The organism is uncultured Streptococcus sp., from assembly GCF_963516515.1.
Classification (GTDB): domain Bacteria; phylum Bacillota; class Bacilli; order Lactobacillales; family Streptococcaceae; genus Streptococcus.
The window spans coordinates 59,931-73,981 of sequence record NZ_CAUQCJ010000001.1; the positions used below are offsets into that span (position 1 = coordinate 59,931).

Genomic DNA, 14,051 nt, shown 5'->3' on the forward strand with positions numbered 1-14,051 from the left:
ATTTCAAATTATTTTCTTAGTTTGCAGATATTCAACAATCGGTCGTATTTCTATAGTATTCGGCAGATTTGTCACAGCCTAACATCTCAAAAATACGGACAGCATCTTCCATCTTTTTATAGCCTTCCTTGACTCTGCCTTGCTTACTATCAAGGAGACCCTCTGCCCACAAATAGACAGTTCGGAAATATGTCTCATTTTCCTCGTAAAAATGCTCTCCTATGACACGTTTAAAATAAGAGGCATTGGTAAATTCTTCACATTCAATACTGGCTAAAAAGCCATTCAATAGTATAGTGTGAAACAGATTTCGATTACCAGACATTTCCATTAGAAAATCAGATTTACGTACCATCTCTCTAACATACCTAGTGAAAAGAGAAACAGATAGAAATGGTGAACTGACTGAAAATAAATTGAGTTCATAGATTCCCCAAATCTCGGTAGAAAACAAATAATCATGAAGGACTTTCCCTTCCTCTGCCGTTAACTCTACCGTATCATCCATACTCTTCATATAAGACTTGATAATAATGGCATTTAGAATATGTTTCTGTTTGTTTTGAGAATGGGCATGCTTTTGATACTCCCTGCGATACAAATCCTCAAGCGGAGCTATATTCTTTGGATCCAAGACATCTATGATTTCTTTTCTCAACTCAGAATCTGTATCATACTGAAAACCTCTCGCCAGAAAGAGGATTTCCTCTACACTGGCAGATATATTTTCTAGGGCAAATAGAAACTTTTCCACCGAAAGCTCACTCTGACCTGTTTCAAAGCGGGACAACATAGACGGCGAAAATTGTCCCCCAGTTGCTTGTCTCAGCGAGATATTTCTTGACTCTCGTAATTGTCTAAAGACTTTTCCAATCTGCTCCATAGGCATCCCCTTGATTCAGTATTTTCTTCATTTTATCATATTTTTCAGAAAATTCATCAAAAACTTGCCAAATTGTCAGAATTATGAGAAAATAGAGGATATTTATCACGTGGAGGGACTGTTATGAGAGACGATATCAAAATCAATGACCGTGCTTTGGCCTTGCAAGACCAAATTATCGAAAAACTAGAGAAGGTTTTTGATACAGATGTGGAATTGGATGTTTACAATCTAGGTTTGATTTATGAAATCAATCTGGACGAAACAGGTCTCTGCAAGATTGTCATGACCTTCACCGACACTGCCTGTGATTGTGCCGAAAGCCTGCCTATCGAAATCGTTGCAGGTCTCAAACAAATCGAGGGTATCGAAGATGTCAAGGTTGAAGTTACCTGGTCGCCTGCCTGGAAGATCACACGAATCAGTCGCTACGGCCGTATTGCCCTTGGACTACCACCTCGTTAAGCAGGCAAATCACTTTTGAAGATGAAAATAAGCAAGCCGAAGTTGGCTTGCTTTTTGAGTTTATTTTTTACCTGACTTGTCCATATTCCAGAAGTCTGTCACGGCTCCGCGTGAAGCGGATGATACGATGTGGGCATATTTACCGAGGACACCACGACTGTAAAGTGGTGGCAAGGTTGTTTCTGCCTTACGTTTTTCAAGTTCTTCTTCCGATACGGCCATGGAAATTTCTTTAGTATCTTGGTCAACTGTAACTATATCGCCTGTACGGAGGTAGGCAATTGGTCCACCATCCTGAGCTTCAGGGGCGATATGTCCAACAACCAGACCATAAGTACCACCAGAGAAGCGTCCATCTGTCAAGAGGGCAACCTTGTCTCCTTGACCTTTACCAACGATCATTGAAGAAAGTGAGAGCATCTCAGGCATTCCTGGACCACCCTTCGGTCCAACAAAACGGACAACGACTACATCGCCATCAACGATTTCATCTGTCAGAACGGCCTGAATAGCATCTTCTTCTGAATCAAAGACCTTAGCTGGACCAACGTGACGACGCACTTTCACACCTGATACTTTAGCAACCGCACCATCAGGAGCAAGGTTCCCGTTCAAGATGATAAGCGGACCGTCCGCACGTTTTGGATTTTCAAGTGGCATGATAACTTTTTGACCTGGTGTGAGGTCTGCAAAGTTAGCCAAGTTCTCAGCAACTGTCTTACCAGTACATGTGATACGGTCTCCATGAAGGAAGCCATTCGCCAAGAGATATTTCATAACCGCAGGGACACCACCGACTTCATAGAGGTCTTGGAAGACATACTGACCAGAAGGTTTCAAGTCAGCCAAGTGAGGCACACGTTCTTGGATGGTATTGAAGTCCTCAAGTGACAAGTCAACATTGGCAGCATGGGCAATGGCAAGCAAGTGAAGAGTGGCGTTTGTAGAACCACCTAGAGCCATGGTTACAGTGATAGCATCTTCAAAGGCTTCACGAGTCAAGATATCTGATGGTTTGAGACCGAGCTCCAACATCTTAACAACAGCACGTCCTGCTGCTTCGATGTCTTCTTTCTTATCAGCTGATTCAGCTGGGTGAGATGAAGAGCCTGGCAAACTCATACCGAGAACTTCGATAGCAGTCGCCATGGTATTAGCAGTATACATACCACCACAGCCACCAGGGCCAGGGCAGGCATTACATTCGAGACGTTTCACGTCCTCAGCTGTCATGTCACCGTGGTTCCATTTTCCGATACCCTCAAAAACAGAAACCAAGTCAATGTCTTTGCCATCAAGATTTCCCGGTGCAATGGTTCCACCATAGGCGAAAATAGCTGGAATATCCATATTGGCAATGGCAATCATAGAACCAGGCATGTTCTTATCACAACCACCGATAGCGACAAAGGCATCGACATTGTGCCCACCCATAGCCGCCTCGATTGAGTCCGCGATGATATCACGAGATGTCAAAGAGAAACGCATACCAGGCGTTCCCATGGCAATCCCATCCGCTACAGTAATAGTTCCAAACTGCACAGGCCAAGCACCTGCAGATTTAACACCTTCTTTAGCCAATTTCCCAAAATCATGCAAGTGAATGTTACATGGTGTATTTTCCGCCCAAGTCGAAATCACTCCCACAATCGGTGTTTCAAAATCCTTATCTGTCATACCAGTCGCACGAAGCATGGCACGGTTTGGTGATTTTACCATACTATCATAAATGCTACTGCGGTGACGTGTATCTAATTCAGTCATTTGTTCCCTCCCATTTCAGTTCTTACTATTATAACACATTTCAAAAGCAATGAACAGAAGAAAATTCTTGAATTTTCAGAAAATTCTATATAAATATGAAATATTTAAAATTAAAAATAATAAAGCGGATTAGTGCACTTTCTGATAACCAGAATATGCTTTTTAATCCGCTTGCTTTAAATAACGTAATGTAATGTAATTTTTACATAAGTTCTTTCAGATAAGTGTATTTAACATCTATCTTGCATTATAAAACTCTAAAACTTTCTCTTTTATATTCGATTCACTCAAACCATACTCATTAAGAAGATAATCCATTTTCCCTACTTGACCGAATCTTTCTTGAACACCCATCCGATGAATTTTTGTTATTCCATCATCAGAGAATAATTCACATAAAGCACTGCCAATTCCACCTATCTGATTGTGGTTTTCTACAGTAAATATAGTTTTTCCACTTAACATTGTTTTTATCTGTTCTGGTATCGGTTTGATTCTAAATAAATCTATCACACCTACTGAATAACCTAATTTAGACAGTTCATCCGCAACTCGAATACTTGGAGCAACCATTATGCCAGAAGCAACTATTACAACATCTTCACCGTGTCTTAACTCAATGTAGCCTTTAGAAAAATCTTCTCCACCTTGATATACAGGTTCTGGAGCTTTTCTAATTGTTCGAATATATTTTAATCCTTTTAAGTCTAATGTCTGGTTCAAGATTTCACGAAATTGGATATCATCAGTTGCTTCGAAAATGATTGATTTAGGAATTAAACGTAACAATCCAATTTCTTCAAATGGCATATGTGTCCCACCATTCATTTCTGCCGTTACTCCTGCATCTGATCCAATCACAGTGGCATCCAATTGTGCGTATCCAAGAGAAATAAATAATTGATCAAATACTCTTCGTGAAGCAAAAGGACCAAATGTATGAAGATAAGGTCTAAACCCCTGAATAGATAAACCTGCTGCAAGCCCGACCATTTCTGCTTCCATGATTCCAACATTCACATAACGGTCTCCAAAGTCCTTTTCAAGATTGTTAGTAGCCATCGAACTTGACAAGTCTGCTTCTAAAACTACTATATCAGAATAACTTTGATTAGTCTCTAGAAGGAAATCTCTATACACATGTCGTAATTCTTTCGTACTTCTCATCATTCTGTTTCCTCCAATTCCTGACTTAATCTTTCTACAACTGAAGTTAACATTTGTCTCTCCTCTACAGTAGGGCGAAGATGATGATTGGATTTCATTTCTTCCAGCTCTCGAACTCCTTGACCTTTAATAGTGTCTAATACAATACACTTAGGGGATGAATTATTTGACTGTTTTAATTGGATAATCCCTTCATAAATTTCTCTAATATCTGAACCATTGACCCTAATGGATTCAAATCCAAATGCTGAGAATTTTTCTACAAAATCACCTGGATTACAAATATCCTTTGTAAAACCATCTAATTGTTTTTTGTTATCGTCTACAAATACAATTAAATTAGATAACTGTTGATGAGAAGCAAACTGTATAGCCTCCCAACATTGTCCCTCATTTAACTCACCATCCCCAACAATAGCATAGGTATAAAAGGAACTTTTTCTTATTTTCTGACCATATGCAAGTCCGGTTGCAACACTAATTCCCTGTCCTAAAGAGCCAGTTGTCATATCTATGCCCGGCGTTAGATTTCTATCAGGATGAGACGGTAATTTGGTTCCATTTGTATTTAAAGAATATAAGAATTCTTTGTCAAAGAAACCATTCAAATAGAGTGTGCTATACAAAGCTGGTCCAGCATGTCCCTTGGATAAAACAAAATAATCCCTATCTCGTGATGCAAATATTTCTGGAGTCATCGGCATTATTTCACCATAAAGCACTGCTAAAACTTCTACGATAGACAGACTTCCTCCATAATGGCCAAATCCAAGATGATTCAATGTTCTAAGAGTATTTAATCGGATTTTTGTTGCAAATTTTCTTAACTCATCTTCTCTATTTTCACTTGAAATCATCCCTTATTCCTCCTTTGCAGACGGCTTTTTAATAAAGGATACTCCAAACATAACTGCTAGAATAAGAACCAGACCAATAACAATGCCTGCTTGTGAACCAAACTGATTCAACATTCCTAAAATAATTCCTGATAGACCAAAATCTGCATCTGAGAAAGTTGATCCTTGGAAACCAAGTCCTCCTAAAACTGGCATTAAAAAGACTGGAAGAAAACTAATTAAAATACCTTGTAAAAATGCTCCAATAGTAGCTCCACGAACACCACCAGATGCATTCCCAATAACACCTGCAGTCGCTCCACAGAAGAAATGAGGCACAACACCTGGTAAAATAACAACCGTTCCTGAAGCAATCATAATTGCCATACTTACTAAACCACCAACAAAACTAGAGATAAATCCAATTAGAACTGCATTGGGTGCATAAGTATAAACAATCGGACAATCCAAAGCAGGTTTTGAATTAGGTACAAGACGCTCTGAAATACCTTTAAAGGCTGGAACAATTTCACCCAAAATAAGGCGAACACCTGCTAAAATAACAAATACCCCTGCTGCAAATTGACCTGCTAATTGTAAAGCATAAACTAGACCACTTGTACCACTACTGATTTCTTTTTCTATATATTCTGACCCTGCAAAGATAGCTACAATAATGTAAATAACTGCCATGGATAAAGTAATACTAACAGTACTATCACGTAAAAAAGCTAAACTCTTTGGAAATTTAATGTCCTCTGTTGATTTTGATTTGTCACCGATAAGGCTACCAGTAAAACCACTTAACCAATATCCCAAAGAACTGAAATGACCTAAAGCAACCTTGTCATTTCCAGTTAATTGAACCATATATTTTTGTACAAATGCTGGAGAAATACTCATAATAATACCGAGTGCTAATCCTCCTAGTAAGATAAGAGGCAAACTTGTAAAACCAGCAACTGATAAAATGACCGCAATCATACACGCCATATATAGAGTGTGGTGCCCTGTTAAAAAGATATATTTGAATCGAGTAAAACGAGCGATTAAAATATTGAATACCATACCTGCAAACATAATCATTGCAGTAGCCGAGCCATATGTTGTTAAAGCTACAGCTACAATTGCTTCATTATTCGGTACAACTCCAGATAAATGAAAAGCATGCTCAAACATGGTACCAAATGGATTTAAAGAATTTTGTACAATTCCTGCACCACCAGATACAACTAAGAAACCAACAAAGGTCTTAATTCCACCTTTAATAATATCAGGTAATTTCTTCTTCTGAAGAACTAATCCTAAGATTGCAATTAAAGCTACTAAAATAGCTGGTGTACTAACAATATCCAATATGAACTTCATCATGACGCTAGCCTCCTAAATAAGTCCTTTTTCTTCACAAAGTTTAGTAATTAATTCTCGTAGTTCATCCATATCAATAATACTATTTAAGATACGAACATCTCCAAGATGACTAGCTGAATCAGCTAGATCACGACCAACAATCCAAATATCAGCAGCATTTGGATCTGCTCCACCTAAATCATAGTGTTCAACTTCTACATCTGAAACATTCAAATCACTCAATACAGATTCAATATTCATCTGTACCATAAAACTTGAACCTAATCCTGAACCACAAGCTGTACCAATTTTTAACATTATCTAATCCTCCTGTTTAATTATCATTTCAATGTCATCATAGTTTTTTGATGATATTAAAGTTTGAACATGATTTTTATCTCTTAAAATTGTTGTTAAATGTGACAAAGCCTTTAAATGACTCTCATTATCAATGGCTGCAATACAAATCAACAATCTTACCTCTTGTTTTGGATTATCCAATAAATAAATCGGTTCTTCCAAAACTAACATTGACATTCCTATTTCATTCACACCTTCATCTGGGCGAGCGTGAGGAATTGCTACTCCCTTCCCTAAATTAATAAAAGGCCCAAACTCTTCTACTTTTTGAATCATTGCCTCAGGGTAGTTCTCAGTTATCTTATGTTGATCCAAAAGCGGTTTAGCTGCTAAACGAATTGCCTCCTTCCATCCTAATTTTTCCGAACTAACCTGATAAGTTTCTTTTGTAATTAATTCTTCTAACAATGGTAACACTTCCTTTCTGTTCATTTCTTGATAGAGATACCTCTTTAATGCTAATTTTAACTCTAATTCTTGTGTTATTACACTATATCGTCTTACTATGCTAATTATCTGATTAAGCTCAATATCTCGATAACCTGTATCTGGGAAATCTTTTGATACCAATTCAACTAACTGTGTTGTTTGTTCTTCCGTCATCATAACAGAAACTAGATAATTTGGCTTCTCTGTATCCACCTTTATAGTAGAAAAAACCATATCATAGTCACTACTAGTTTTCGCATATAAATCATCAATCTTTGAGGTTCCTATAAACTCAATTTGAGGGAATAATGCTAATAGATTCTCTTTTATCATCAATGAAGAACTAATTCCATTAGGACAGATAATTGCTGCTTTATAACATTTTTGATGCAAATTGTCTGCTTTCTTTAAATATCCTCCAAAATGGATAACAAAATATGCTGTTTCACTATCAGGTATGGGCTTGTCAATAGCGTCCATCAAGGGAGTCAAAGAATCTTTTACTAGTTCAAATAAATCAGGATAATGTTCTTTAACATGCAACACATATTCATTTGAACTAGGTAAGCCGAACTTTAATCTATAGTAAGCCGGTATAAGGTGGCGGCGAAGATTTTCTCTCAATACTTCTCTTTGTTTAAAATGTAACAAAGAAATATCTTCCATTCTACTTATAATAGCCTCTGTTAATTGATTAAAGTAAACCGGAGCAACATCTACTTCACCTTCAAAGCAACTTGATAATAAAACTGTGATATAGCGATAATCATCCTCTGAAAATACCGTATCTATAATTCCCAAATCAACTACTGTATCCAATAAAATAGTCGTTATATCTTGAATAATAGGAGATACTAATGTCTCTGAAAGACATACTCTTTCAACATCCCTTTGATACCTACATATAATGAATACTAAACCGAAAAGGCAAACTTTTAATTGATTAACAATAGGTACTATCTGTAACTTTTCATAATAATCTTTAACCACCTGATCAATCAAATCATAAGTTAATGAATACCCCCAACTGGATAAAACATAATCCAACCCCCAAATCCCTATGGAGGATTCCAGCAACTCACTAACCATTTGAAAAGCTAAACGGTGCTTATTCCACTCTGAACCGTGTAAAGTATAACCTTTTGCTCTACTGTACCCTAGCTCCAAATCATTATCTAACATAATCTTTCTTAATGATTGAATATCAGATAAGGTTGTATTCTTACTTACTTTCAAAAAGTCTTGGTAATGATTATTCGATATAAAATCTAATCGGCAAAAAGTGTAAAGATAGATTAATGCTAAGCGAGTCGACTTTGGTAAAACCAATTCATCCGACTTAATAATATCTGTCAAAGACTGCTTCGTACGATTTGATAAACTATAGCGACCTTGTTTTTTATCCAGCACTATCCCTTTATTAGCTAGATAAGGCACTAAATAATCTATTCCTTCTTTGACTTCCTTTATAGGTAAGCTCACCTTAACAGATAATTCATATAATGATAGCTCACAATGATCCATCAAAGTCATCAAAATAACTAGTGCTCTATAATCAAACATTTTTCTTCCTTTCTAACTATAATTATAGTGTAAAAATTATAAGAATAAAAGAGTATTTCAGCACAATATAATCTCACCTCCTACAAGTAATTATTGGGCTGAAACTTTTTAGTGATTATTTTTCAACTTTCTATTGACTTTTAAAAATAAAGTGATATCATTTAGATATCATATAATAGGAGGTCGTTCTTATGACTGAAAAACTAATCAATTCAAAACCAAATGGTATATTAGCATTGATTCTCATTGAGTTGACACTCGTACTTGGTATCTTTATACTTATAATGGGTGCTGGTTCGGAAAACATTTTTGGAATTATTATCGGACTTTTATTAAGCTTAATTGCAGGCCTAGCTCATGCTGGTTTAAAAGTTGTCAAACCTCAGGAAGCTCTGGTTTTGACCCTTTTTGGTAACTATACAGGTACCATCAAAGAACCTGTTTTTTACTTTGTCAATCCCTTCAGCGTAGCAGTTAACCCTGCAAACCACACTCGACTTGGACAAAGTGGTGACGTTAGCACGAAATCTCCTTTTTCAGGGATGAAATCATCAAATGGCAATGATGTAAATATTGAAATTGGTAAGAAACAGATTTCCCTCAAGGTCATGACCTTGAGCAATTCTCGCCAAAAAATCAATGATTGTCTAGGAAATCCTGTAGAAATCGGAATTGCCGTTACTTGGCGTGTAGTCGATACTGCTAAGGCAGTTTTTAACGTTGATAACTACAAAGAATATCTTTCATTGCAATGTGATAGCGCCCTCCGAAATATTGTCCGCATCTATCCTTACGATGTGTCTCCTAATGTGGATACTACGGGTGACGGACAAGCAGATGAAGGTAGTCTCCGTGGCTCTAGCGAAATTGTTGCTAACCGTATTCGTGAAGAAATTCAAAGTCGCGTGGAAGATGCTGGCTTGGAAATCCTTGAAGCACGTATCACTTACCTAGCTTACGCACCAGAAATTGCTGCTGTCATGCTTCAACGTCAACAAGCATCAGCCATTATTGATGCCCGTAAGATGATTGTAGACGGCGCTGTGGGTATGGTTGAAATGGCCCTGGAACGTCTCAATGAAGGGGAATTGGTCGAGCTTGACGAAGAACGAAAAGCTGCCATGGTTTCAAATCTCCTAGTCGTTCTCTGTGGCAATCATGATGCACAACCAATTGTCAACACAGGAAGTCTTTACTAAAGATGGCTGAAGCTAAAAAAAAGCAGATCCCCCTTCGACTCTCAACAAAGTTATACGCTGCACTCGCATCATGGGCAGAAGACGACTTTCGTTCAGTCAATGGGCAAATCGAATATCTCCTCACAGAATGTGTCAAACAACGGAAAAAAGACGGAAAATACGTATCAGAAACCATTGACGAACCATTTGAGATTAATATTTAACATTTTCTCCTGTCTGCTAGGTCGGACAGGAGAATTTTTTCATCTTTTTTTGTCAAGTAACTTTACTTTACAAAAAAAATGTGTTATCCTAGTATGGTTGATGAAAATCAGTAGATTGAATCGAATATAAATACCTAAAGGAGAAATCAAAATGGCAGTACCTGCACGTCGCACTTCAAAAGCGAAGAAAAACAAACGTCGTACACACTACAAAGTAACAGCTCCATCTGTAAACTTTGACGAAACTACTGGAGATTACTCACGTTCTCACCGTGTATCACTTAAAGGATACTACAAAGGACGTAAAATCGCTAAAGCTGCATCAGCTGAATAATAGAAGGGAGATACCATGCGCGTAAATATTACACTTGAACACAAAGAATCTGGTGAACGCTTGTACCTTACTTCTAAAAACAAACGTAACACTCCAGACCGTCTTCAATTGAAGAAATACTCACCAAAACTTCGCAAACACGTTGTGTTTACAGAAGTGAAATAATCATACCTAACTCAAAACGCCTTACTGGGCGTTTTTTGCTTTATTGGTTAGCGATCTATAACTTTTCAGGAGAGATTTATGGCATTTTATCTTTGGATGCTCCCGCTACTCTTTATCTTTCACGATATGGAAGAAATTATCGGTCTTGTCCCTTGGATTCATCTCAACGAAACCTTGCTGGCTCAAAAGGTTCCAGCTATTCTCAAGATTCACAAAGGAATTACAACAGAGGGATTGGCCCTTGCTGTTTTTGAAGAGTTTATCATTGTCTTATCCGTCACTTTATTAGCGTATTTTAGTCAATCTAGAGCGTTCGAATTAGTTTGGTTAGGAGGATTAGTGGCCTTTGCACTCCATCTCTTACTCCATATTGGACAATCAATTCTTCTCCGTAAGTATATCCCTGCTCTCATCACTTCTATCCTTTGTTTTCCTATCAGTGCTTATTTGATTACAGACATCGTGCATTTGTGGCAGGTTTCGACTAGCGAATTTTTCCTGTTCTCACTAGTTGGCGCAGGCATCGTCGTCATCAATCTCCCCTTTGCTCTCTGGCTCGGGAAAAAATATTCCGCCTGGCTTGCCCATAACCATTAACAAAAGTTCCTTGCAATTTCATTTTGCAGGGAATTTTTTTATCCTCCTTCACAGTTAAGAAGTGTTCTATAGTTTTTCAAGACAAAGCAAAAAGCCCACTGTTGTAGGCTTTCTGTAAGATATTTCTTAAAATTAAAGCATTTTGTTGTAGAATTCAACGACAAGTGCTTCGTTGATTTCTGGGTTGATTTCGTCGCGTTCTGGCAAGCGAGTCAATGAACCTTCCAATTTTTCAGCGTCGAATGATACGAATGCTGGACGTCCAAGAGTAGCTTCTACTGCTTCAAGGATAGCTGGAACTTTCAATGATTTTTCACGAACTGAGATCACTTGACCTGGAGTTACGCGGTATGATGGGATATCAACGCGTTTTCCGTCAACAAGGATGTGACCGTGGTTTACGAATTGACGAGCTTGACGACGAGTAGTCGCAAGACCAAGACGGTAAACAACATTATCCAAACGACGTTCCAAAAGAAGCATGAAGTTGAAACCTAGGATTCCGCCTTTGATTTTTGTAGCTTGTACGAACAAGTTACGGAATTGTTTTTCACCTACACCGTAAGTGAAACGAAGTTTTTGTTTTTCAGCCAATTGCAAACCGTATTCTGACAATTTAGAACGGTTGTTTGGTCCGTGTTGTCCTGGTACGTAGTTACGACGTGCCAATTCTTTACCTGTACCTGTAAGTGAAAGGCCAAGGCGACGAGCTTGTTTCCAAGATGGTCCTGTATAACGTGACATGTGAATGTCCTCCTGATATAAATAATATTTCGGTGGAAATAGTCACTTAGAAAGCCCTGATTCGTGCAGATGCCCTTCGCCTAAACAGCCAAGGTTACTTATCATAAGACACCTGTTGACGAGCTTCATGCTTTCCTGCTGATATTTCACACAAAATCCATTCTACCATAAATAGCTGGATTTGTAAAGGGGTTTTAAGCTTTATTTTCATCGCCAGAGAGGTTAAGAACGAGGGTAAAGGTGCTTCCCCGTCCGTACTGGCTGGTAACTGTGATTTCTCCACCCAATTGATGGGCCAATTCACGCGCAATCGCAAGACCAAGACCATGACCACCTGTTTTCATGTTACGAGAAGTTTCTACACGATAAAGGCGTTTAAAAATATTCTCCAAATCCTCTGGGGCAATCCCCTGTCCTTCATCGGTCACACTGATTGAAAGCTGGTTATTTTCCAACTTAGCTACCACTTCCAACTTGGTCCCTGGAGCAGAGTATTTAAAAGCGTTATTGACCAGATTCACCAAGATACGAGAAAGTTTAGCATAATCTCCTTCAATACGGGCAGACTCTGGGATTACCTGCAAGTGGACATCTCGCTCCTCCTGCTCAATCAAGAACTGAAATTCACTCATGCACTCAATCAAGAGCTGGTCCAGAAAAATGCTGTCCTTGCTAGTCGTTTCGACCTGATTTCTAGCTGTATTTAGGGTCAAAAAATTCAACTCCTCAACCAGTTTATTGAGTCTTTCCGTCTGGCGTCCAATGGTTGCTAGATAATGGTCCTGTTCTCCTTCCTTGATAACCCCATCCAAAATCCCTTCTACCGTCGCTTGGATCGAAGTGATGGGGGTCTTGATATCATGCGACAGCTGGGCAATCATCAAGCCCTTTTCTCGTTCGCTTTCTTCCAAGGAATTGAAGGTTGCCTGCAAATCATGGGACATTTCATTGAAGGCTTGCCCTAACTGCTGAAATTCCATAGGACCTTGAACCTCCAAATTTGCAGGAAAATCCTTGTCCGCTACCCGCTTGGCATGTTCCTTGAGTTTGGCCAATGATGTAAAGACAGGCGACAGGAGAAAGAGACTAATCCCAGCACCGACAAAACTTGCGATTAAAGTCATGCCAATCAGGAAATAAATCTCACTTTCTTCAATTAACATTCGCTGTATTGCCCAAAAAACCACGATAATCGTTAGGAGTGTTGAAATGATATACCCCACTAAAATATAACTTTTTAATTTCATTGACTACCTCGTGCTTTCTCAATTTTGTAGCCCAAGCCCCAGACGGTTTTGATGGTGGGTGTTTCTGAACTAGCATGTTTAGCCAACTCCTGTCGCAGAGCATGAATATGAACATTCAAGGTATTGGTGTCATCCACATAGTCTTCTTGCCAGACCTTTTCATAGAGGTCTGGCTTAGAGAAAACTCGCTCTGGATTGCTAGCTAAAAGCCATAGAAGTTCGAAGGATTTGACTGTCAAATCAAGCGCCACATCTCCGACTTGGACCTCATGGCTACCGTGATTCATCCGTAAATCCCCGAGACTGACGACCTCTGTCTCACCTCCACGATGAAGGCGACGCAAGATATTGTGGACACGCAAAACCAGCTCACGTGGGCTAAAGGGCTTGGCAATAAAGTCATCTGCCCCCAAACTCAGACCGTAAATCTTATCCTGCTCGCTAGTCTTAGCTGTGATAAAGAGAAAAGGCTGATCTGGAGATTGATACTGGACCTCACTAATCAAATCATAACCATCCATCCGAGGCATCATGATATCTGTAATAATCAAATCAATCGCTTTTCGCTTGAAGATTTCCAAGGCCTCTACTCCATCATGGGCCACCAAAACCTGATATCCTGCCTGAACCAGATAACGTTGATGAATATCTGTGATTTCTACCTCGTCGTCAACGAGTAAAATTGTCTTTCCCATCTGTCTCTCCTTTGAAAAAAACAGTGCTATACCACAATAGTATAACACTA

At 38.7% G+C, this 14,051-nt stretch carries 16 protein-coding genes; 6 read left to right on the forward strand and 10 right to left on the reverse strand.

Going from position 1 to position 14,051, the window contains the following annotated elements:
* Nucleotides 1-31: 31 nt before the first annotated feature.
* Nucleotides 32-883 carry an Rgg/GadR/MutR family transcriptional regulator gene (locus RYL77_RS00265; RefSeq protein WP_315008960.1) on the reverse strand — a complete coding sequence of 284 codons (852 nt, stop codon included), beginning with the start codon at nt 881-883 and terminating at the stop codon, nt 32-34.
* A gap of 123 nt (nt 884-1,006) precedes the next feature.
* Between RYL77_RS00265 and RYL77_RS00270 the strand changes: the two genes are divergently transcribed.
* Nucleotides 1,007-1,348, forward strand: coding sequence for a metal-sulfur cluster assembly factor (locus RYL77_RS00270; protein WP_001204052.1), 342 nt, complete (start codon nt 1,007-1,009; stop codon nt 1,346-1,348).
* A 60-nt stretch (nt 1,349-1,408) separates the two neighbouring features.
* On the opposite strand, the gene ilvD is transcribed toward RYL77_RS00270, so the two are convergent.
* The 6 genes from ilvD to RYL77_RS00300 form a co-directional block, all read right to left on the reverse strand.
* Entirely contained in the window at nt 1,409-3,112 is a 1,704-nt protein-coding gene (gene ilvD / locus RYL77_RS00275) for a dihydroxy-acid dehydratase (RefSeq protein WP_315008961.1), read from the reverse strand.
* Between the two features lie 237 nt (nt 3,113-3,349).
* A complete protein-coding gene (locus RYL77_RS00280) occupies nt 3,350-4,282 on the reverse strand; it encodes a transketolase family protein (protein WP_315008963.1) in 933 nt (310 codons plus the stop codon).
* Nucleotides 4,279-5,136 (reverse strand): transketolase, encoded by an 858-nt coding sequence (locus RYL77_RS00285; RefSeq protein WP_315008964.1) that lies wholly within the window; start codon nt 5,134-5,136, stop codon nt 4,279-4,281. The genes RYL77_RS00280 and RYL77_RS00285 overlap by 4 nt, the downstream gene beginning before the upstream one ends.
* Before the next feature lie 3 nt (nt 5,137-5,139).
* Nucleotides 5,140-6,486, reverse strand: coding sequence for a PTS ascorbate transporter subunit IIC (locus tag RYL77_RS00290; protein WP_000975299.1), 1,347 nt, complete (start codon nt 6,484-6,486; stop codon nt 5,140-5,142).
* Nucleotides 6,487-6,498: 12 nt separating this feature from the next.
* Nucleotides 6,499-6,783 (reverse strand): PTS sugar transporter subunit IIB, encoded by a 285-nt coding sequence (locus RYL77_RS00295; protein ID WP_000912476.1) that lies wholly within the window; start codon nt 6,781-6,783, stop codon nt 6,499-6,501.
* 3 nt (nt 6,784-6,786) lie between these two features.
* A complete protein-coding gene (locus RYL77_RS00300) occupies nt 6,787-8,817 on the reverse strand; it encodes a BglG family transcription antiterminator (RefSeq protein ID WP_315008972.1) in 2,031 nt (676 codons plus the stop codon).
* Between the two features lie 191 nt (nt 8,818-9,008).
* Between RYL77_RS00300 and RYL77_RS00305 the strand changes: the two genes are divergently transcribed.
* From RYL77_RS00305 to RYL77_RS00325, 5 genes are all read left to right on the forward strand, one after another.
* The gene (locus RYL77_RS00305) at nt 9,009-10,016 is read left to right on the forward strand and encodes an SPFH domain-containing protein (protein ID WP_315008974.1); all 1,008 of its coding nucleotides are present in this window, start codon (nt 9,009-9,011) and stop codon (nt 10,014-10,016) included.
* Nucleotides 10,017-10,018: 2 nt separating this feature from the next.
* A complete protein-coding gene (locus RYL77_RS00310) occupies nt 10,019-10,219 on the forward strand; it encodes a PTS ascorbate transporter subunit IIC (protein ID WP_088803868.1) in 201 nt (66 codons plus the stop codon).
* A gap of 151 nt (nt 10,220-10,370) precedes the next feature.
* Nucleotides 10,371-10,553, forward strand: coding sequence for a 50S ribosomal protein L32 (gene rpmF, locus RYL77_RS00315; RefSeq protein WP_000290417.1), 183 nt, complete (start codon nt 10,371-10,373; stop codon nt 10,551-10,553).
* A 15-nt stretch (nt 10,554-10,568) separates the two neighbouring features.
* Nucleotides 10,569-10,718 carry a 50S ribosomal protein L33 gene (rpmG, locus tag RYL77_RS00320; RefSeq protein WP_001265622.1) on the forward strand — a complete coding sequence of 50 codons (150 nt, stop codon included), beginning with the start codon at nt 10,569-10,571 and terminating at the stop codon, nt 10,716-10,718.
* Between the two features lie 78 nt (nt 10,719-10,796).
* Nucleotides 10,797-11,315, forward strand: coding sequence for an HXXEE domain-containing protein (locus RYL77_RS00325; RefSeq protein ID WP_315008979.1), 519 nt, complete (start codon nt 10,797-10,799; stop codon nt 11,313-11,315).
* Between the two features lie 132 nt (nt 11,316-11,447).
* Here the strand turns inward: RYL77_RS00325 and rpsD are convergent, their stop codons facing one another.
* From rpsD to RYL77_RS00340, 3 genes are all read right to left on the reverse strand, one after another.
* Nucleotides 11,448-12,059, reverse strand: a complete 612-nt coding sequence (gene rpsD, locus RYL77_RS00330; RefSeq protein ID WP_000092756.1) for a 30S ribosomal protein S4 — start codon at nt 12,057-12,059, stop codon at nt 11,448-11,450.
* Nucleotides 12,060-12,253: 194 nt separating this feature from the next.
* A complete protein-coding gene (locus RYL77_RS00335) occupies nt 12,254-13,306 on the reverse strand; it encodes a HAMP domain-containing sensor histidine kinase (RefSeq protein ID WP_315008981.1) in 1,053 nt (350 codons plus the stop codon).
* A complete protein-coding gene (locus tag RYL77_RS00340) occupies nt 13,303-14,001 on the reverse strand; it encodes a response regulator transcription factor (protein WP_315008983.1) in 699 nt (232 codons plus the stop codon). Before RYL77_RS00340 ends, RYL77_RS00335 begins: the two co-directional genes overlap by 4 nt.
* Nucleotides 14,002-14,051: the final 50 nt, after the last annotated feature.